The sequence below is a fragment of the Polaromonas sp. P1_F6 genome (assembly GCF_056405695.1).
The window spans coordinates 696488-715691 of sequence record NZ_JBFUBQ010000003.1 but is presented as its reverse complement, the minus strand read 5'-3'; the positions used below and the strand labels follow the sequence as shown (position 1 = coordinate 715691).

Annotated in this window: 19 protein-coding genes and 1 tRNA gene; 6 read left to right on the top strand and 14 right to left on the bottom strand. The window is 56.9% G+C overall.

Annotated elements, in window-relative coordinates; translation table 11 throughout:
- Positions 1-12 precede the first annotated feature (12 nt).
- The 10 genes from AC1DY9_RS12995 to AC1DY9_RS12950 form a co-directional block, all read right to left on the bottom strand.
- A complete protein-coding gene (locus AC1DY9_RS12995) occupies positions 13-1506 on the bottom strand; it encodes a class I SAM-dependent DNA methyltransferase (RefSeq protein ID WP_477666694.1) in 1494 nt (497 codons plus the stop codon).
- Entirely contained in the window at positions 1503-2351 is an 849-nt protein-coding gene (locus AC1DY9_RS12990) for an HNH endonuclease family protein (RefSeq protein ID WP_477666693.1), read from the bottom strand. Before AC1DY9_RS12990 ends, AC1DY9_RS12995 begins: the two co-directional genes overlap by 4 nt.
- Positions 2351-3961, bottom strand: coding sequence for an AAA family ATPase (locus AC1DY9_RS12985; RefSeq protein ID WP_477666692.1), 1611 nt, complete (start codon positions 3959-3961; stop codon positions 2351-2353). Before AC1DY9_RS12985 ends, AC1DY9_RS12990 begins: the two co-directional genes overlap by 1 nt.
- A complete protein-coding gene (locus AC1DY9_RS12980; RefSeq protein ID WP_477666774.1) occupies positions 3951-5519 on the bottom strand; it encodes a restriction endonuclease subunit S in 1569 nt (522 codons plus the stop codon). The genes AC1DY9_RS12985 and AC1DY9_RS12980 overlap by 11 nt, the downstream gene beginning before the upstream one ends.
- Before the next feature lie 179 nt (positions 5520-5698).
- Entirely contained in the window at positions 5699-5947 is a 249-nt protein-coding gene (locus tag AC1DY9_RS12975; RefSeq protein ID WP_477666691.1) for a type II toxin-antitoxin system Phd/YefM family antitoxin, read from the bottom strand.
- A 79-nt stretch (positions 5948-6026) separates the two neighbouring features.
- Positions 6027-7196 (bottom strand): competence protein CoiA family protein, encoded by a 1170-nt coding sequence (locus tag AC1DY9_RS12970; RefSeq protein ID WP_477666690.1) that lies wholly within the window; start codon positions 7194-7196, stop codon positions 6027-6029.
- Positions 7189-8328, bottom strand: a complete 1140-nt coding sequence (locus AC1DY9_RS12965; RefSeq protein ID WP_477666689.1) for a hypothetical protein — start codon at positions 8326-8328, stop codon at positions 7189-7191. Before AC1DY9_RS12965 ends, AC1DY9_RS12970 begins: the two co-directional genes overlap by 8 nt.
- 143 nt (positions 8329-8471) lie before the next feature.
- The gene (locus AC1DY9_RS12960) at positions 8472-9080 is read right to left on the bottom strand and encodes a poly-gamma-glutamate hydrolase family protein (RefSeq protein ID WP_284406346.1); all 609 of its coding nucleotides are present in this window, start codon (positions 9078-9080) and stop codon (positions 8472-8474) included.
- Complete coding sequence (locus tag AC1DY9_RS12955) at positions 9077-10198, bottom strand: ImmA/IrrE family metallo-endopeptidase (protein WP_477666688.1); 1122 nt, start codon at positions 10196-10198, stop codon at positions 9077-9079. Before AC1DY9_RS12955 ends, AC1DY9_RS12960 begins: the two co-directional genes overlap by 4 nt.
- Positions 10195-10794, bottom strand: a complete 600-nt coding sequence (locus tag AC1DY9_RS12950; protein WP_477666687.1) for a hypothetical protein — start codon at positions 10792-10794, stop codon at positions 10195-10197. The genes AC1DY9_RS12955 and AC1DY9_RS12950 overlap by 4 nt, the downstream gene beginning before the upstream one ends.
- A 140-nt stretch (positions 10795-10934) precedes the next feature.
- Here AC1DY9_RS12950 and AC1DY9_RS12945 point away from each other — a divergent pair, with 140 nt between their 5' ends.
- The 6 genes from AC1DY9_RS12945 (at position 10935) to AC1DY9_RS12920 (ending at position 17182) form a co-directional block, all read left to right on the top strand.
- Positions 10935-11531, top strand: a complete 597-nt coding sequence (locus AC1DY9_RS12945; protein ID WP_477666686.1) for a DUF6088 family protein — start codon at positions 10935-10937, stop codon at positions 11529-11531.
- Entirely contained in the window at positions 11524-12549 is a 1026-nt protein-coding gene (locus tag AC1DY9_RS12940; RefSeq protein ID WP_477666685.1) for a nucleotidyl transferase AbiEii/AbiGii toxin family protein, read from the top strand. The genes AC1DY9_RS12945 and AC1DY9_RS12940 overlap by 8 nt, the downstream gene beginning before the upstream one ends.
- 23 nt (positions 12550-12572) lie before the next feature.
- Positions 12573-14744 (top strand): KAP family P-loop NTPase fold protein, encoded by a 2172-nt coding sequence (locus tag AC1DY9_RS12935; protein WP_477666684.1) that lies wholly within the window; start codon positions 12573-12575, stop codon positions 14742-14744.
- 478 nt (positions 14745-15222) lie between these two features.
- Entirely contained in the window at positions 15223-15429 is a 207-nt protein-coding gene (locus AC1DY9_RS12930) for a helix-turn-helix domain-containing protein (protein WP_477666773.1), read from the top strand.
- A gap of 519 nt (positions 15430-15948) precedes the next feature.
- On the top strand, positions 15949-16914 hold the full coding sequence (locus AC1DY9_RS12925; RefSeq protein WP_477666683.1) for a DUF2726 domain-containing protein: 966 nt from the start codon (positions 15949-15951) through the stop codon (positions 16912-16914).
- 19 nt (positions 16915-16933) lie between these two features.
- Complete coding sequence (locus tag AC1DY9_RS12920) at positions 16934-17182, top strand: helix-turn-helix transcriptional regulator (protein WP_477666682.1); 249 nt, start codon at positions 16934-16936, stop codon at positions 17180-17182.
- Positions 17183-17222: 40 nt separating this feature from the next.
- Here the strand turns inward: AC1DY9_RS12920 and AC1DY9_RS12915 are convergent, their stop codons facing one another.
- The 4 genes from AC1DY9_RS12915 to AC1DY9_RS12900 form a co-directional block, all read right to left on the bottom strand.
- Complete coding sequence (locus AC1DY9_RS12915) at positions 17223-17939, bottom strand: hypothetical protein (protein ID WP_477666681.1); 717 nt, start codon at positions 17937-17939, stop codon at positions 17223-17225.
- On the bottom strand, positions 17936-18151 hold the full coding sequence (locus AC1DY9_RS12910) for a helix-turn-helix transcriptional regulator (RefSeq protein ID WP_477666680.1): 216 nt from the start codon (positions 18149-18151) through the stop codon (positions 17936-17938). Before AC1DY9_RS12910 ends, AC1DY9_RS12915 begins: the two co-directional genes overlap by 4 nt.
- Positions 18152-18272: 121 nt before the next feature.
- The gene (locus AC1DY9_RS12905) at positions 18273-19022 is read right to left on the bottom strand and encodes a hypothetical protein (RefSeq protein ID WP_477666679.1); all 750 of its coding nucleotides are present in this window, start codon (positions 19020-19022) and stop codon (positions 18273-18275) included.
- A gap of 102 nt (positions 19023-19124) precedes the next feature.
- Positions 19125-19201 (bottom strand) — tRNA-Ile (locus AC1DY9_RS12900).
- Between the last annotated feature and the right edge of the window lie 3 nt (positions 19202-19204).

The window sequence follows — 19204 nt, the reverse complement described above, 5'->3', positions numbered from 1 at the left end:
AGGGAGATTCAGTTAAGAGCTGCTACCCCTTGGCTTGCTGATCAACGCAAGCGCTCGTTGCAAATCGTCTGCGACAAGTCGGGATAGTTCATCAAGCCTGGCGAGGCCGGGTTGACGCTTCTCGCTTGACTCGTCAGACCAAGCCATGTCCCACAAGCAGTCTTCAGTTTTCAAGATGTCGGTGACGCGGTAGGAGCGCGATGCAGACCCACTCGGCGTCAGCTCGCTATTAGCGTCATTGCGCACAGCGTCTGATCGAAAGAGAGACAAGAACTCGTCAAGCTCCTCCCGCACCAACGGCTTGGTTTTGAGCGAGTAGCGCTTGGTCGTTCGCAGTTCGTATATCCACAGGTGCTCTGAAGGACCGAGCTTCTCTCGCGCGCGTCGGCGGTCAAAGAAAAGGACGTTCGCTCTCACCCCTTGGGCATAGAACAGACCGGCAGGTAGACGGAGAAGTGTGTGAAGACGGCACTCTTCGAGTAGCCGACGACGGATGACAGCGCCGGCTCCGCCCTCGTAGAGGACGTTGTCCGGCACCACCACTGCAGCGCGTCCGCCGGGCTTCAATTGAGCAACGATATGCTGGAGGAAGTTAAGCTGCTTGTTCGCGGTCTGCACCCAGAAATCAGGGCGCACGATGGTAAGACTATCTTCGTTACGATTGCCTCTTTGGTCTTGTGTGTACGTCACGCTGCCCTTCACTCCGAAGGGCGGATTGGTCAACACAACATCCGCTTGAAACTTTGGTGGATGCTTCAGACTGTCGGTGCAAGTGATGGGTAATTCTGACTCCGCGTTCCCACCAACGCCGTGCAGCAAAAGGTTCATGGTGGCAAGGCGCGCAACCTCTTCAACCAGTTCGACGCCCCGAATCGACTTCGTGGCCAGCCGCTTCTGCTGCGCTCGCGTCATGAGTGGATTCGTTCGCTTCAAATAGTCATGAGCAGCGAGCAAGAACCCGGCTGTGCCGCAAGCCGGATCGCAAACGACCTCGCCCAGCACAGGATTGACGCATTCGACAATGACATCAATCAACGGCCTCGGCGTGAAGTATTGCCCCGCACCACTTTTTGTATCGCGAGCATTCTTCTCCAAAAGGCCTTCGTATGCATCACCCTTCAGGTCGTTAGAGAGACCGGTCCATTCGGTTTGGCCAATCAGATCCACGATGAGTAGCCGCAGCTTCGCAGGGTCCTTGATCTTGTTCTTTGCATTCCGGAAGATCAAACCCAGCATTCCATCACGCTCACCCAGTGCCGCAAGCACACGCACGTAATGCGCTTGCATGCCCTCCGCGTCAAGATCGACCAACGATCCCCAGGCGTACTTGGCAGGAACGGGGCCGCCCGCCTGCTCATCCGACATCTTGAGGAATAGCAGGTAGGTGAGCTGCTCGACATAGTCGGGATAGGAAAGGCCGTCATCCCGCAAGACACTGCAGTATTGCCAAAGTTTGCGGACAAGAGCACTCGCCTCACCCGTTGCAGCTGTACTCTTCGCTTTCATGATGCCACCTTCAACACAATGAGTCGCACCCACCAAAGGTACTTGAACGACTCAACATACACTTTGGCCGCGGCTGAATATTCTTCTTCTGCTTTCATCACATTCTTTAGATCACGTATCGCATCGGAGAACGCATCGCTCCATGCGGTATCCCCGTTAAAATTTTGAGGCGCTTCTCTCTCGCCTCGGCCCACAATCCGCTCAATGTTGTTATAGAGCACGACGCGGGCCTCGCGGAAAGCGGGCCAGTCCAAGTGCAAAATGAGTCGGCTGGCAGCAAGCTTGGCTTCAGGAACGGACTGCCCTTTGAAATCAGGTGAGAGATCCACTTCTCCACTCTGCCGAAAAGTGAGTAATGCGACGTCGAAAATGTTTGTAGGGTCCAGTAGAGCCGGAACCTCCTGCCCCCTCCCTTGAGCCGGCGTAAATGCTCTACCACCCGGCTGGATGAGGGGGAAATGGCCGCCTTTGCCACCGGTTCCTGCGCCCTCAGGATTTATGCGAGGACGATTTGCGCGGTGGCAACTCAGGCGAAGATTCGTCCAGTCAAACGCAAGCCAGTAGTAACCGGGATGCGAAGTGTCTTCTTTGACGCCGAGCTTTGGCCGAAAGTGATCTATGTCGTCGTCGGTCCCAGGGTTCTTGCATTCGACGTACCAACACTTGCCGTGCGAGTACGCCGAAAACTCCGCGCGCAGCGCGACCCATTGAGCTCGATTGGCATTGATGATTAACGCGCGTTGCTGCGGGTCCGCCTCAGCAAGAACCGCATCACGCGTCGCTTCGAGCGCCGGAATGAGATGGCGTATTTTTGGTTTGAGCTCTTCCAGATCAATGAATCGCATTAGCTGCCCTCAGCTGCTTGGAGCTGCTGGACGATCTTCGCCGCCAAGCGTGCCCGTTCTTCCATCTGCTCGGGCGTCAACTGGACAGATTCCGCCCACGCTGGATCTTGCTGTTCCGTCCAGGCCTTCACAAATTGACCATAGAGGGGATCACGAATGGTTTGGTCGAAACCCAAGGTTCTGAGCCGCGCCTTTATTTCTCGAAACTCGGATTCTTCCTCGGGCGTTAGCGCCTCTTTCATCGCAAGGATGCGCTGGCGGTCAAGTTCCTCCTGCGTCTTCGGATCGAGCGTTGAGCGCAACCTGAAAAGGTCACTGGTAAGGATCGCGGCTACTCCCATTCCTCGTGGGTCGTTGTCCGGAAGCTCTGCGATTGCTCGTCCCTCTGCATCGCGACGAAAGATCCTCACCTGATCACGTTTGAGTCCCGCGAAGACTAGGGGGTCGTGCGACGACATCACGATGTGGCAGCTGTCACGGCCTCGAATAAAGCGATCGAGAAAATCGAGGTACTGCGTACTCCAACTTGGGTTGAGATGAGTATCGGGTTCATCAAGCAAGAACAATGCTTCATCTCGTGCCGTGAACTTAAGCAGGCCAAGGACGAGCAACAGCTGTTGCTCCCCTTCACTCAAGTCGCGATAGGTGACTTCGCCGCCGCCGGCAGAAGGTGTCATTCGAACCCGCGTTCTCACTTCGCCGAGAAGTTTCGAGAGATGCGTACTCTCCAGCGCCGTGAAAAACGCGTACTGATCAGCGTAAGACGCAAACACCTGTTCAAGTGCATCTGGCTTTGGCAGGAAGAGATACAAGTTTTCGACGACGGGGTTCTTCGTCAGATCAACGGAAATGCGCCTGTCCATCCGAGCTGGAAGCATCGCCTTGTCATACAAGCGACTCAGGAATTCCTGCACCTCACCCACTGCATCCCAAAAACGTGGGTCACCATCGCGACGCTTCCAAGGCGGACGCTTTAAAGCAAACAGGACACTGTCCAGCCCATCAATCTGAAGATGCTCGCGGAGAAACTCCCTGTCGTCATCAGAGTTTTCTGCCGCGTTCATGAAGAAGGCAATGAGCGCAAATTGTCCGTGCAGCGTCTGTGCGTAGAAAAGCCTACGCAGATTGTTGGGATCGACAACGCGCACCTTACCGCGCTGCTCTGCTGATTTGATAATCCAGTTGTAGTAACGCTCTCTGTGCTTCTCGAATATTGAAGCCAGCCGATCACTCGGGCCAGAGTAGTAGCCAAACACAAAGCCCGGCCGGTAGAGGGGACGCCCGCTGTCATCCTCAGCCATGAAGCGTTTCCTGGTCAGCTCCTTGCACTCACTATCGGCTCTACTCCTTATCCAAAACCGCGGAAACTGATCGCCTTCTGCCTTTATCTCGATGTCTCGATCACGACACTGGTACTTGAGGTGGTACGAAAATGGTGCTTCGACATCAAGGTCAAGATTGCGAAAGATGAGTGAAAGAGCTTCGATCAGGTTCGACTTTCCCGATCCGTTCTCCCCTACCAAGACCGTATATGGCGACTGCTCGTCAAAATCTACGCGCAAATTTCGCAGATTCTTGAACTCACCAATAGTGACTTCGTTAAGGCGCATCGGTGATGACCTCCAACACAGCATTCTCTGTGGCAGTTCCAGTTTGACGAATCGTTCGATCCAGCTCGGATCGAAGCGCCAAGTAGAACGACTCCACGTGCTCGGGCTCATCACGGTCAAAGCCGGCCAAGGCGAATAGCTCCGGCAGTGGCAGAGGGCGACCGGCCTTTCGCAAAACTGCGCTCAGCTGCACTTTGGACTTGTTCGCCTTCGGCGGAGTGCTTTTGGGCTTCACGGTGTTTCCTTTTGACTTGCGGCCTATTTCCACTTCTGGCAGTGTTGCGGCGGCTTCCAACGGTTCGCCTAAGCGATCTAGTAGCTTGGCCGCTGATTCATCATCTGATTGGTGGGGCACCAGTTCGCCGGCGACGGCAGCAGCAAGCAACTCGCGCTCCATTTCTGGAAGCCGGTCGATGGACGCGCGCACGGCAAGCTCTTGCGCGTCGGCCACAGCTAGGCGTTGGCGCGCCTCATCGACGATGGCGGACTGTTCGACCAGGGGAGGAAGCGGAAATGGCATAGATCGAAAGCGATCCAACCCCAAATGAGCAATGTTGGTGGATCCACGGGCGATCTTGCGAAACTGGCCCGAGTGCAGGTAGTGCCTGAAGACCAGCAGCGCGAACTCTGGGTCCGCAGCTGGCCCAGCTCGAAAGCGAATCAATGTGTTTTGGAAGCATGCCCCGGGCAGTTCATCCCGAAACATCGCGGACCGACCGACAAGCTCTGGACTCTGCCCTTCGTTCAGAAGGATGTCGCCCTGTTCAAGAACATACACGGGGTACTCTTCGGGAGTGAAGTTCATTTCAAGAACATCACTTATATCGATGCGGTCCTCAAACACATTCGCAACTCGTAGGTATGGCCGAACGTGCTCGCCGTGATGGTGTTCTGGAGAGCGTTGTCGCCCCAACCTGACTTCACCTACTTCGTCAACCCTGGCCCACCTCCACCCGATAGGCAGAGGACCGAAGTCGTCCTCCGTAGCATCAGGTACTCCTGCTGTGGGTTCAAACAGCGTGCCCTGCGGAACACCGGGCTTCTGATGAAGCAGCGCCAACAACGCCGAAGCATCAGTGACATCATCACCGCCCCCTTCCGTCGTTTCCACGAGCTCGCCCGACACAGCCGCCGCCAAAATTTCTTTGCGCTGCGCGCCGAGTCTGTCCAAAGCTGATCGCAAATGGGTCCCCGCCTGCCGAATCTCGGCAAGACGTTGGTCAACCGCTTCAGCAATACGTTTCTGCTCATTGATTGGCGGGAGCGGAAACTGCAACTCGGCAAATCGACTGCCACCGAGATGCTGTATGCCCACGCCGCGCGCAGCACGCCCGAATACCCCGGAAGCGGCGAAGTGGCGGAACACCGCCAACGCGTAGTCCGGCAGAGTCGCGTGCGGGCGGAACCGGATAATCGTGTTCTGGTAGCAACAATTCGATAGCTCGTCGCGCCAGAGAGCTGCACGTCCCACCTGACTCGAACTTCCAGACGCCTCGGTCAGCAGAATATCCCCAGCGCGTAGCGCAAACACCGTGCGTTCTGCTGGCGTGAAATCCATCTCAAGCACGTCAGTTAGGTCAAGACCAGCCGGTTTGATATTCGCCGCGCGCAGGTACTTGGTGGCGTGCTCCCCAGTATGCTTATCAGGGGATCTCTGACGGCCCAGTCGGACAGCACCAACTCGGTCCACGCGGACCCAGGCCCATCCAGTCGGAAGCTCATTGTTGTTAGTGCCCATCAGCCCTTGCCCACCAATTTCGAAATCGTTTTCGCAGTCTGTTTTGCGCCGGGGTGCCCGCCCTGGCTGCCAACAGGGCACACCTCGGCCGGAGTGGCCGGGACGGATTGCAGCCTTTCATAAGCCTCAATCGAGAGCACCACCACCACGGCCCGACCATGCTTCTCGATAGCCACGGGCTCCGCCCGTGCGATATCAATCAACTTGCCGAACGAGTTCTTCGCGTCCCGGGCTGACATGGCCTGCATCGTCGCATCTCCCTGCCAAAAAGAGCCATTTTAGCTACTTTAGAACACACATCACATCCAAACCGCCGAAAGATGAGCCCTATGAAGCGGCTGATGTGGTGCTCTCGCCTGGTCGGTCATCAAACCACCACTTGTCGATGGTTTCGCGATCCTCGAGGTGCGAAGTCCACCGTTCGTCGAAGAGCACATCGACGCTAAAGACAGGCTGCGCGTCGTAGGCGACCTCGTGGTCGAAAAATCGACCTTGCAAGGCATCACAATGCACGCATCCATTGGACAGATAAGTCTCACCCACGGTGCGACTGCGGCGTGGCTTGATCGCTCCAATGCCATGGGCCGCAAGGGTCTCGGCTGGCAAGGTTGACATCAACAGGGCGGCCCCCCTGCCCTCATCATCAAAATCGTAGATATTGGCGGTGACATCTGCGGCGCCGGCAAGCACGCGGCTGGCAGCGAAGCACAAGTTGATGACGAGGCCTGTCGTCTTCTTGCATCGCCAGCACTCTGTGTACGCTGCACACACATCCAACGGCAAGGTGCGGCCAATTTGCGGCGCAAAGCGTAGTTTCCTGCCCAGCGAACCCTCGACAAACCGGCCCAGCTCAATGTGTTGACGCCAGTGATCTGAACCGTCGCTGTTCTTGCTGGTGGCGAAAGCTGGATGGTAGTGCGGCCCAGGTAGCGAAACAACGCACATGTTTGCCTCGACATCATGGCTGAGCCTGAATGCCGGAGCAGCTTTTTCGACAGGGATGCTCTGCTGCCGCATAAGCCACAGAGCGCGTACTCCCGCTGCCTGAGATACGGCTTGGCGGCGAGCCACTTCGTCGAGCGGCAAGTGCCCCCACTGAATCTTGAACGCGACTGGCTTGCCACCCTCTTGCTTTGCCAGCACGTCGACCATCCAACCGTCCTCGCTACCCGACACAACAGCCGCTTCGACCGAAAACTTCCATCCCGCCCGACGCACAGCCTTGGCAATCACCTCCCTGGCCAACATGACCTCTGCAGGGTCTGTGCCAGCCGCGCAGCTCCCCTTCCTGGCATGCGCGAAGTACTGCGTGCCGAGCTTCGTTTGCCGAAGCGTCACGTCTGCGCCGCAGCACGTCATCTTTAGCGCACGATCTTTACGGTTTCGAACCCGCAGTTCTTCCCAACCCCCTGCATCGAAGTCGATGGAAATCAGTTCTTGATCGCCTGTAATGCATTTGAACGACATACAATTTTTGAGGATCAGATGGTCACGCAAGCGGCGCTTGCAGCATCTTCGGCAAACCTTGAAATTGGCTTCGAATCTCCATCTCGATCTGCTTAAGTTCAGCTTTCGGATCGTCGTTTTCGGGTACTGCGATGCGCAGGGCCTGCAGCCGTTTCAGTCGATCCCAGGCGTCGTAATCATGAAATGGGTTGAGGCCCATAACGTTGCCGAGGGTTTCATCGGAGCGCCCTGCCGCCGCCGCAATCGCCGCAAAGGTGGCGGTAGCGCTGTTCAGATCCCAATTGCTCACAAAAAGAAGCAGCGCCGACAGCGCCAGCACGCTCACAGCGATGCTCCCATTTCTGCTGCCAGGCTTGATGGGGTCATAGTTGCGGCAGATGAACGACGCCAGCGCTTGGCTCTTGCCATATTCAACAGCAAGCACAGAGGGGTCGAAAACCACTTGCCCCTGGTAGCGCTTTGCCAGGGATTCGATCCGGTCTGCTGTGTCATGGATCCAAAGACGCTGCTGCTGGATGGCATCCAAGATCTCTTGGTGGCGCGCGCGCTGTCTCCGTGACGCTTCCGACACCCAATCGAAACCAGGCACCGACGCAATCTCCGCCGTCAGCGCCACACCAAGCGGGAGGGGGCCGAAAGAATGGGCAGTGGTGCGCGAAATTCCAGCTACCCACTTCGGAACCCGAGGATCGAGCGTGACTTCGAAAAGCGCTTCAGCCTTCTTGTTAAAGAACCACTCGCGCATGTCTCTTATGGAACGTTGGTTGAACGTGCCGACTTGTATTCCTGTGCAGACCAATTCACGGACTGCCCGAGTAAGGTTGGAGTTAGCGACGCCAAACGGGACAAGGTTCTCAGGCGTTGCGTTGGCCCTCTCGCTGGATGCGAAATCACAGTGGGCTTGGTGACCTGGAACAGCAAAGCGGAAGCAGGCTTGCCGAACGGCCCGTCCTGAAGTTCGCGAAACAGCTTCCCTGACAATTTCAGCACCCACCACGAAGCAACATGGACATTCAAGGTCAGTGCGGATATGCGCGCGCCATGCATCCGGTAGATCCTCTGGCGAGATGCGGCCGATCCCAGCTCTTGCGGAAAGCTGGTCAAGCAGTTGCTCGACATCCAGCTCCTTTTCACTAGAAATAGAGTAGGCAGTCAGTGGCATCGCTATCTTCCCTTGGTTGTTTTAGTTGTGAGCGAACGCTCGTGCGCTGCCAAAATTCTGATGGCCACGACCGACCACACTACGGACGATGACTGGACCCACGGTACAAGTGGCGCCGTCGGATCCTCGTGCTAACAAGGCGGTCATCGGCTCCGGCCTCCGGCTTCAAGAGGGTCCGGCAATGCCAGTAGAACCGAACGGATAGCGCCAGCGAGCGCATCACGTGGTCCATGAAGCCTAAAAGGCATGGTCAGTTCAATCTGCACACCTGCGCCACTCCGCCCTCTGTTGCAAATGTTCATGGAATCTGTGGCTGGAAATGGGTGATCCGCCACCTGCGTGTCGACACCGAGATCCGAGATCGCTCGGGCGATTTCGGCCTTCAGCGATTCATCACGCCCCCCAATAAGTACCTTTTGCGTTTCACCTCCGCAACCATGGACCGCAACCACATGGTCACACTTGGACAAGAGCGCAAGGCACCGCGGCTCGTCAAACCTATGACTGGTTAGATGGAGGGCCGCATAGTTGCCCGAGCGGCGTATTCCTTCGAAGTGATAGAGATTGAAGTCGTGACCTGCCACCGACAAGGCGATCTCCGATGTGTACTGCTCGATGCTGCCGCCATGCGGCGCAATGACAGCGACAGATGAATGCGCGACCGGGCGGACATGAACTCTGTAGTCAGTGCCTTCGATTTGGGCATTTGCTAAGTCGGCGTAGCCCCGGTAGTGCTCTGCGGCGCCGCTCATTGAATGTTCGTTTCACTGAGAGTTCTGGCCGAACGCAGCAAACTCACGACGTTGCCCGTCGGCTCGGCCTGTGGCAATTCCAGCAGCGTTTGCAGAAGCCCTGGTTGCACTCGCATCTCGCGTGCAACTGCGGACTGCGGCACGCCAAAGTACTCCCTCATCACCTTCAAGCTTTCAACGAGGACTTCCGGCTCCTCATTACGAATGAGGTGATCCTCGGACTCCTTCAGCGCCTCCCCATGCCGATTGAGGCCGACATATCCCGCCCTCGCCTGGTCGTCGGAGAACACGCCGAGCTGGCGCCCGCGAAAAATGATCGCCGCCTTGGAGACGCCCCAGCGAAGTTTCAATTCCGACAGGCCTGGCCAGTTCAGGCGCGTACCTCGCAATGCCAATCGACATTCGGTGGCAAACGTGCTTCGTGGCATCAGAAGCGCGCTCGCAAACCGGTTGGCTTGCGTTTCAGTCAGCCGGTCACCTGTCAAAACGCCGATGTGGAGCGAGAAATGGCCGAGCTCGTGGGCTATGCCAAACCGTTGCCGGCATGCCGAACGACCGTCTCCGTTCAAGGCAATTAGCGGCCGTTTTGTGGCAAAAGATACCGCATCGATTTCCGGGGCGAGGCCACGCACCCGCACGACGACGGCACCCGCGTTCTCGGCAATCCGCGTGACATTGCTCAGCGGCCCCAGGCCAAGACCGAACAGCGACCGGAACGTCTCGGCCGCTCGTTCGATAGATTCGGGTGTTTCGGCGTCAGCCTCGCCGACCTGGTACTGCGGCAACTCGACATGCTCGTCCAGTACGCCCACCAGCCGCTTGAGCATCTCGCCACGGGCGCGCGCGACTTGGCGCAACGCGACCTTGGTGGTCAGCTGTCGCCGGAAGTGACATTGCTCGTCGACGATCGGATTCGGGTCTATGCGATAGAAGAACTCCGGCAGGACTTCCAACGTTTCGGCAAGGGCCGCTTCCAAGTGGGCGGATGCGATTTCGGCGCCGGTCTCGACGCGGCTCAAAAACTGTTTGGACACCCCGACCTGCTCTCCCAGGTCCGTAAGCGACAGATCATGAAAGAGGCGGATGAGTCGAAGGTTGGTCCCAATGAACTCGCTCATCGCATAGCTTCAGTGGCCGCGTCGCCTTCGTCGCGCCGCTTCGGTGCCACTTGCGGCTTGCTGACCTGGACAGTCGGCGCCAGAGATTGCTGGCCTTCGAGCCGCAGTACGCGCACGGTATCGGATACCCAGCGGCAGGCAACTTCGCCACTGGGCGTGAAGCCCATAAACTCGACCCTCGGCTCAGCGGAGCCGTCATGCCCGCGGTCGATGACGAAGCAGAACCGGCCGGGCTCGCCCTTGGTGGCAAATTCCAGGAAGTCCAGTTGATAGCGATTGGCCGTCAGAACCGCGTCCTTCGATGGGTTCGATGGGTCATCGTTACTGAACCGGCACGGCACGCCGCCAACTGTAAAGACGATGTCATTGCTGCTGTTGGAGAGGCCGAGCCAGGCGTGATCGCCGGCAAGCGCCTCTGCGAGGATGCGACTTCTCTGGCGACCGAACGTCGTGCACCCACGGGTGTAGCCGCTATCGGTCGAACGCGATAGATCATCCTCGGTCGCGTACAGCTCATCCAGAAGCCATTGCGCAACCGACTGCAGTCGGTCAGAACTGAGTTCCGGATTGAAGGAGGCGGGCAGTGGCAGGTTCATTTGTGCACTTTTTTAGTTTCGTCAACTTGATTTTCGTGCGATTCTTTAAAATCGTCAACCTTTTCTTGAGTGCCTAGGTGCATCGCAAACGCAGCGAGATGTCAGAAATAGATATAAAATTCTGATATCTGGAAATGATCATGACCATGCTCCCTGAATCTATCCTGCTGCACGCACAGTCCCTGCCTGAGGGAGGTGTGGTGTCGCCCAAAGAGTTCCTGCACCTTGGAAACCGGGCAGCCATTGATCAGGCGCTGTCTCGCCTCACTAAGGAAGGCAAGCTCCTCCGCGTTGCGCGCGGAACCTACGTCACCCCGGTCTCTAACCGGTTCGGAACACGTGCGCCGGCGCCCGAGAAGGTGGTCCACGCCCTGGCCGCCCGAAGTGGCGAGGTCGTGACACCACACGGCGCGAACGCTGCCAACGCACTGGGGCTGACGCAGCAGGTACCGATTCGCGAGGTCTACCTGACCTCGGGACGCACTCGCAAACTCAAGCTCGGGCGCTCCGAGGTCATGGTGAAACATGCCCCGCGCTGGATGCTGGCGCTCGGAGCTGGGCCAGCTGGTGCGGCCGTGCGTGCTTTGGCCTGGATGGGGCCAGCCCATGTGGGCGAGTCGCTGGCAGCTTTGCGCCGCACGCTGCCGCCCTCTGAGTGGCGGACACTGACGTCAGCGCGCGCGGCGCTGCCGTCCTGGATGGCAAGGGCCATCGGCGAAGAGGCGCTTCGTGCCTGAGCACTACTTCGCCCTCAGCAAAGAGGACCAAGGCGAAGTTCTGGAACAGGCCCGGGCAAAAACTGGCCGGCCTACTCACCTGCTCGAAAAGGACGTGTGGGTTGTCTGGACGCTGGGGGCATTGTTTGAGTCGCCAGTTGCCACCGACCTCACCTTCAAGGGTGGTACGTCACTCTCAAAGGTCTACAAGATCATCGACCGCTTCTCCGAAGACATCGATCTCACCTACGACATCCGCAAGCTGATCGCGGACCTCACGGGCGGCGAAGAATTCCTGCCGGCGAACCGCAGCCAAGCCAGCAAGTGGACCAAGGCCGTTCGGGACCGCCTTCCCGGATGGATCGCCACCGAGGTGCAACCGCTGCTTCAGGCAGCGCTGGAGCGGGAGCAGTTGGCAGCAAAGCTGGAGATCGGCGGTCTGGAGCACGACAAGCTGCTGCTGCACTATCAGGCCATCAAGCAAGGTACTGGCTACATGTCTCCTGTCGTGACTTTGGAGTTCGGCGGCCGGGCGACCGGAGAACCACACCAGGTGCTACCTGTCGCGTGCGACATGGACGGTCACGTCGATGGCGTAACGTTCCCCGTCGCCTCTCCACAAGTGATGAGCGTCGCGCGAACCTTCTGGGAGAAAGCCACCGCGACACACGTTTACTGCGCCCAAGGAAGAATCCGAGGCGAGCGCTACGCGCGACACTGGCACGATCTGGCAGCCATCATGCGCAGCGCGCACTTTGGCGCAATCACTGGCGACCGGACAGTCGGCCGCGCCGTGGCCGAACATAAGTCCTACTTCTTCAGCGAGAAGGATGCTGGCGGCGACATCATCGACTACTTCGCCGCAGTAGAAGGCGCGTTGCAGATCGTGCCCGAGGGTGCTGTCCGGGAGGCGCTGGCCACCGACTACGCCAAGATGCTCGAAGACGAAGTCATGGTTGGCAACGCCCTGCCCTTCGACGAGCTGATGCAGGCCTGCGCCGAGGTCGCCGCACATGCGAATGCCGCGGCTCGAAAATAGACCTGGATGCCCGAAGCTCGTACATGACCGACAAGCCCGACCCACAACACCAGGCATCTGCGTTGGGCTCGGACGCCCCGCAAACCGACCCACGCGACGACGCCTTCGGCTACGCCCCCTTTGCAAAGAGGATCGCAGCGGCGGTCTGCACTACTTCAAGTCCGCAAGGGTTGGTGATGGCCATCCACGGGCCATGGGGATCCGGCAAGTCGTCGCTGTTGAATTTCGTACGCTACGAGATCGAGTCCTCGCCGAATTCCGATCGCCCGTTGATCATCACCTTCAACCCGTGGTGGTTCAGCAATCGTGACGATCTTGCCGCGCAGTTTCTGAAGCAGTTCCGAGATCAGTTGCCCAAGCAATCCGACAACATCAGGCAACTGGGCAACACGCTTTCGGAGTATTCGACCGCGCTGGGCACCGCCGTGGCCACGGCGACCGGGGTGCCCCTGATCGATGTCGGAGTGGGCTGGTTGCTCAAGCTCTTCCGAATCAAACCCAAGAGCGTTCACGAGGCCAAGCAAGGTGTTGCCGACAGCATTCAATCCAGCGGCAGGCGCTTCCTCTTCATCATTGATGACATTGACCGCCTTACGCCTGCGGAGATTTGCGAACTTTTCAAGGTGCTGAAAGCGCTGGCGGATTTTTCGAACGTCATCTACCTCCTCGCCTTCGACCGATCGGTGGTCGCCCAAGCATTGGGGCGCGAACTCGGCGTGGATGGCGAAGCCTATCTGGAAAAAATTGTCCAAGCGCCGTTCCAGTTGCCAGTCGTCAGTCGCCAGAAACTGCATGACAAGCTCGTCAACGACCTGAATCATGTCCTGGGCGAAGACACCGCCGTTCCATTCGACAACCACTACTGGGGAAACGTGTATCACGAGGGCCTTGAACCCCTGATCATGAAACCCCGCGACATCGTGCGCATCGTCAATGCGCTGGTGGTGACCTATCCTGCCGTTCGTGACGAAGTCAATCCCGTCGACTTCATCGCCTTGGAGTTCCTGCGTGTGTTCCTGCCGGACACCTACGCAACCATCCGCGATCACCGCGAACACTTCGCAGGCTATTCCAACCCTGGCATCCTTCCGGACCGACAGGAACTGCGCGCTTTCCATGACGCTTGGGTGGCAGCAATACCAGATGCGTTGCGCAGCGGCGTTTGCCTGATGTTGCAGAGGCTGTTCCCACGCCTTGAGAGTGTCTTCGGGAACATGGTCTACGGCGGCGAATCCCTCGTCGAGTGGCGACGCGAGCTTCGCGTATGCAGCCCGGACCACTTTACTACCTACTTTCAGTTTGGTGTCGCCGCTGATAGCTTGAGTCATGCCGACCTCCGGTCGATCATCAGCCTGGGCGAAGATGAAAACGCCATCGAGGCAGCGCTGATTGCCGCGACCCAGGTCACTCGCCAGGCGGGACACACCAAGGCGCACGAGTACATCAGGCGCCTGCGCGATGCGCAGGACATTCCGGCCGCATTCTCACGCGCGTTCATCCATGTCGCCTTGCGCTCGGGCGACCGGTTCTATTCACCGGCGGATGCAGTCGGAGCATTCCGTGTCAGCACCGGCATCGAGGTCGCTTGGCTGATTCGCCACCTACTTGAAACTGTTGCGCCAGATGAGCGTGAAGCTTTGGTGGTCGCCAGTGCGGAACAAAGCCAGGCGCTGAGTACGCTGGTGGAGGTCGTTCAGTTCATCGACCGCCATGTTCGCCAAGGAACCAACGATGGTTCGCCATCGCTGTTCACCGCATTCAGCATTGCGACAGCTGATCGACTGAAGGCCGACACCCTCGAGAAGATCGTCAGGGCTGCGACCGAAGGACGGTTGCTTGAAACACCGGACTTGGCCTCCGTTTTGGTGGAATGGCGCCGATGGGGCGACACCGCCGACATCCGTCAGTGGCTTCAAACTGTGGTCTCATCCAATGTGCTACTGCCTCGACTGCTAGTGCATTTCGTGCAGCGCGGCATGTCCACGATCGTCGGAGACCGGGTTGGGCGAGTGACGACGTCGGTGAACCCTGGCATCCTCACGCCCGAGATGAATCTCGACGCTGTCGAAGCAAGGACTCAGGAAGTCAGCCAAGGACAGGACCTGTCGCCCTCTGAGCGCGAAGCCGTTCGTCTTTTCCTCGACAGCATGACGCGGCGAAGGCAGGGGCGCGGTCCGAACGACCCTGCGCTCTGAGCATTGATCGCGAGCTTGAGCGGGACGCGCTGCGGGCTGTTACCGCCCAATGGCGGCGCATCCACACCTGCTTCGGGCACGAATTCGTTTCAGAAATCCGCTGATATTGATGCCTTCCTGTTTCGTAGCCTGCTCCGCGAGGAATGCCACGAGCAGCCCTCAACGCTTCACGCAACATCTCCAGCAAGCCCATGCGGCTCTCCAGCATGAGGCCAGACCGCACGTTTAACGTAGCTTTTACTCAATGTGAGATTCCCGCAGATATCTGAGAGGTCCCTGGCTGAAGGTGCCCGTTCACGCATCTTGGTCAGCGGGAAGCGTCTACGACGATTGCGGTCTTGCGGAACATGCTGATGCGACCCTTCTTGGTGTTAGCACCGTCCAAGACGACCAATATATATGAATTAGTGTTTATGTGAATTAGAGTATTAACAGGATATTCACCAAGGTGAAGAAGACCTTGGCCTTAAGAGTGGGAATGACAGTGCGCAAGCTCCGTGTTGAGAGCGGTATGAGCCAAGTTGTTTTTGGAGAGCGCTGCGGTTTTTATCAAACGTACCTCAGCCGACTTGAACGAGGTCAAGCCAACCCCACACTCAATGCGCTTGAGGTTATCGCTGGCGCACTCAACCTCTCGATTTTTGAGTTTTTCGAGAAGGTAAGGTCCTCCGGTGAGAGCAAGTAACGCAATGCGGCGGGACTAATCGCGCCTATCCGCCTCACAGCACAGGTACTGAGCTCCGACCCGTCCTGTCGAGACATTCTCTCGAAGAAGTTACTAAAAGTAGGCTCACCACCTCCGAGTCCTAAATTGGACCTCGCGGACACTAGACCGCCTTATCCGAAGCGTCAAAAGCCAGACCCCAGACACCGCGAGCAACACTCCATCACGCTGCCGACAGCGCACTGTTCGTAGCTCCTTGTGGCGAAAAGCACAAAAATTGCGGATCGATCCATGGAGATTCATGAGTATCCATAGCGATTCATGCGCTTTCGACGCGCTCCCAAATGCTCGCCAATTGCCCAGTGCAGGAAGCGCGTATAGGTGTTTTCCTTCACAAAAGGAGCCACTTCGAATATGCTCTGAATCACATAAACACTAATTCATATAAATCGAGTAGTGGTTTGTAGTCACCCCTCTTAAAACCGCATTGCGACCCTTCGTCAAATTGAAAATTCACGATCAAACATAGGTGCATTTGTTGTGAAACCAATTCGAGTAAGTGCTGCGATCAAGCATATGAAAAGACGGCTGGAGGCCGATGATTTAGAAGGCTTCCTAGCGGCATATGAGCATTACGTGCGTACCGCAGTATTTGAGCCCGCCGCGATACCCCTGACCCAAGTTGCTCTCCCTTCGGCGCTACGTAGAAGCTTTGAAGAAGGCAGGATCACAGCCAAGGCGCTAGTGGCCATATGGCGGCTGGTACTGAACGGAGGCTTGCTGCTTGTAGAAAACGATCTGCGAGACATGATCAATCAGAACATAGACGGCGCGCTGAAGACGTTAGCGATGACTACCGACGTGCCGCCTAAACCGCTCCCGATAGAGATTGAGACAGTGGCAAAAAATCCGCACTCAGTTCGTCGACAACGTGAACCAGCATCATCCGAAGAGTGCACGCAGATAAAGCGTGTTTCGATTGTCAGCACGTTCTCTATTCGTACCTGGTCCGCATCCGATGCGTTCGACTTTCGACGAAACTTGTGTTCAAGCAATCAAGAAAGGGAGTTCCTGCGTGCAATCCGTCAGTATTTCCCGTCGATGCAGTCCTATCCAAATATCGTACTGCGCAGCTTCATCGATCTAGATGAGCTTGGGTTATCCATCTCTGAGAGTTTTCGGAGGTTTGCATGGCAGTCGCAGGTCGACATTCTTTTGTGCACCGGCGACGAGGATCCTGTAGCGGGGTTCGAGTTGGACTCGTCGTGGCATGACGCCGAAGCTGCGGCGCGTCGTGATGACATCAAGAACAAGCTGTTCCAGCTGGCGGGGTTGCCGCTGGTCAGAATTCGATGCCCAGATCCCAGTACTGTTCGTGCTGAAGATTTTTATGACCTTCTGAACGCCGAGCGGGCTCTAGACATCATACGTCCGCGGCGTATGCGCCCTCGACGCACCCACGATGGGTTAGTTCCGGAGAATGTAGAGACCGTACGCCGCTGGTGATCACATAGGGAGCGTGCATATGAGGGATAGTGATCGATTGGCCTTCGCGAACTTTGATAGCCTCCCTTCGTCCGCGGGTGTCCGGCTGCCCGTTGTTGTCGCCCTATTCGGGATCTCGCCGGCAACCGTCTGGCGCTGGTGCAAATCAGGTCATTTGCCGCAGCCTACTCGAATCGGCAGAGTGACGTTATGGAACGTCGGGGAACTGCGTGTCCGACTTAAGACCCGGACAACTCCCGGGATCGAACCAACGGAAAGCGAGGGTTAAACATAGGCGACACTGATTTATCCGTGCCCAAAGTTGCGATTTAGCAGTCATTGCGACCCACCATTTCCTTCTGCATGGATATCCACCAGTCGGGGTTGCCCTCCCCGGTCGCCACACTGCGGCACTCCTCGATGATTTGACCAATAGGGTCAGACTGGGACAGAAAACCTCTGGCGGTGGTGGACCACAACATGAGAATGGCCTTCGTTGGCGGATCACACTCTTGGCCAGCCGCTCTCAATGCCTCGATAAATCGCCTCTGTAAATCACATTGACCATAAAGTGTTGCTAAGGCCACGATATTAGCAGGGGCAGGGGTTCGACCCCTTTGTTCCGCGCGGTCGATTTGAGGGGGCGAGATTGCGTTCTCAAAATCGTTGGCGGTCGGCACTTGGGACGTCTCGATAGCCTCCAACACTTTCGGCACAGCGAGCCCGTCACTCAAATTGGCGCCTTCCGCCGGAGTAGTGAGGGAGCCGAAATTTGGCGCCGGCAGTTGATCCAGCTCCGCCGCGCGCTCCTCGCTCACTTTTACAGATACCTCGATGACGCCCAGCTCTGGGTTCGGAAGCGGCACGCGCTGGACGGGTTTGCCCTGTTCTACCTGGCGCCAGTAGCCTCTACCTGGTGTTGGAATGTTGTTCGCCCTACACTTTTTGCCTAACGCAGAACCCGAGATTCGGAGTTCGTCGGCGATTCTTGTCGCCGGGCAACTCCATACCCATTTGTAGAGCTGTTCACGATTTAATTTCCTCATTCATCCACCCCCAGCAACCCTTGGGAGTTTTCTATCCAGTCAAAGACTACCTGGCTGGGCCATACGGTGATTCTCTCGGACACCTTGAAGCCAGCGGGAAATCTCCCAAACTTGACCAACCTTCTCAAGGTTGACCGGGACATCGGTATCAACTCAAGAATCTGATTTTCCCGCAACAGTCTGAGATTTTTGGAGTCCTCTTTTTTCACCATGATGCTTATTCGCCTATGTAAACCTAAGAAGGCCACATGCTGCTTTAGCGATCATCAAATTAAAAGAGCCAGAGATAATTTCCACATTCACAAAAGTGTCTGACACTTTTCGACCATTTCCTTACTGTTGACCCGCAGACTCGACGTCGTACTCATTGCGGGGCCGCCCGAAGTGAGCGGTAGGAGGTCGGCATATCGACGCCATGGATTCACTTATGCTGGGTGAGTTCCCAAGGCTAATAAAGTGTGGCTCCAAGTCTGGCTCGCTCGAACGGAGTCCGGGGACAACGGATCCGTTTTGGTCAATAGGCGTCCAAAAGAGAAAAAACGCTTCCACCATCTGCCGCAGTTTCGGCGGCAATAGCTTTATATTGATAGTTGTCTTTTTCCGGGCTGACAGCAGCGGCGGATAAACAGGAAATCGCCGATCAATCGCGTAGGCTTCGAAAGCCTCCAGCGTCGTTTTGCTTTTCAAAGGATCACGTCTGTTCTTCTTGCAGTCCAGCCTGCCTCCGATGTCCTCGAGCACGATCGGTAAACAGTGAAGAAAGCTATCAAGCTGCACGCAATTCAGCTCTGATCTCAATAGCATCAATTCACTTAGTCGGCCTTTTTTGTTCAAAGCCAAGACAGCGGGATCTAAGTGGCTATGCACCGCCAGCGCATCTCCAACGGAAAGACGTGTGTCTCTGTCGAATCGTTGAAACGTGAACTTGTCGGCCACTAGACGTTCGGCAAACTCCACAAGTTCGTCCCGAGGCCACTCCGTCAACGGCTCGGGACGACTCCCAATGAGTTCGATTCCGCTCAATGGACGTTTCAAGTTGAATACAGCCTCCATACACATGATCAGCGCCTTTGTCCTATTCATCGCTCTACCCTTTCCAGGTAAAAACGGCAAAGAAGTGGCAACTGAATACCAGTCTGGCCAACGTACGTAAGTAGTCACTTCCGCCGAAAGGCTTACAGAAAATGGTAGGGCGTGAGTGACTTGAACACTCGACCAAAGGATTATGAGTCCTCTGCTCTAACCAACTGAGCTAACGCCCCACT

Coding starts and splice junctions, on each gene's coding strand:
- AC1DY9_RS12995 (WP_477666694.1), bottom strand. CDS start 1,506: ATGAAAGCGAAGAGTACAGCTGCAACGGGTGAGGCGAGTGCTCTTGTC.
- AC1DY9_RS12990 (WP_477666693.1), bottom strand. CDS start 2,351: ATGCGATTCATTGATCTGGAAGAGCTCAAACCAAAAATACGCCATCTC.
- AC1DY9_RS12985 (WP_477666692.1), bottom strand. CDS start 3,961: ATGCGCCTTAACGAAGTCACTATTGGTGAGTTCAAGAATCTGCGAAAT.
- AC1DY9_RS12980 (WP_477666774.1), bottom strand. CDS start 5,519: ATGGATTTCACGCCAGCAGAACGCACGGTGTTTGCGCTACGCGCTGGG.
- AC1DY9_RS12975 (WP_477666691.1), bottom strand. CDS start 5,947: ATGCAGGCCATGTCAGCCCGGGACGCGAAGAACTCGTTCGGCAAGTTG.
- AC1DY9_RS12965 (WP_477666689.1), bottom strand. CDS start 8,328: ATGCCACTGACTGCCTACTCTATTTCTAGTGAAAAGGAGCTGGATGTC.
- AC1DY9_RS12960 (WP_284406346.1), bottom strand. CDS start 9,080: ATGAGCGGCGCCGCAGAGCACTACCGGGGCTACGCCGACTTAGCAAAT.
- AC1DY9_RS12955 (WP_477666688.1), bottom strand. CDS start 10,198: ATGAGCGAGTTCATTGGGACCAACCTTCGACTCATCCGCCTCTTTCAT.
- AC1DY9_RS12950 (WP_477666687.1), bottom strand. CDS start 10,794: ATGAACCTGCCACTGCCCGCCTCCTTCAATCCGGAACTCAGTTCTGAC.
- AC1DY9_RS12945 (WP_477666686.1), top strand. CDS start 10,935: ATGACCATGCTCCCTGAATCTATCCTGCTGCACGCACAGTCCCTGCCT.
- AC1DY9_RS12935 (WP_477666684.1), top strand. CDS start 12,573: ATGACCGACAAGCCCGACCCACAACACCAGGCATCTGCGTTGGGCTCG.
- AC1DY9_RS12930 (WP_477666773.1), top strand. CDS start 15,223: ATGACAGTGCGCAAGCTCCGTGTTGAGAGCGGTATGAGCCAAGTTGTT.
- AC1DY9_RS12920 (WP_477666682.1), top strand. CDS start 16,934: ATGAGGGATAGTGATCGATTGGCCTTCGCGAACTTTGATAGCCTCCCT.
- AC1DY9_RS12915 (WP_477666681.1), bottom strand. CDS start 17,939: ATGAGGAAATTAAATCGTGAACAGCTCTACAAATGGGTATGGAGTTGC.
- AC1DY9_RS12910 (WP_477666680.1), bottom strand. CDS start 18,151: ATGGTGAAAAAAGAGGACTCCAAAAATCTCAGACTGTTGCGGGAAAAT.
- AC1DY9_RS12905 (WP_477666679.1), bottom strand. CDS start 19,022: ATGAATAGGACAAAGGCGCTGATCATGTGTATGGAGGCTGTATTCAAC.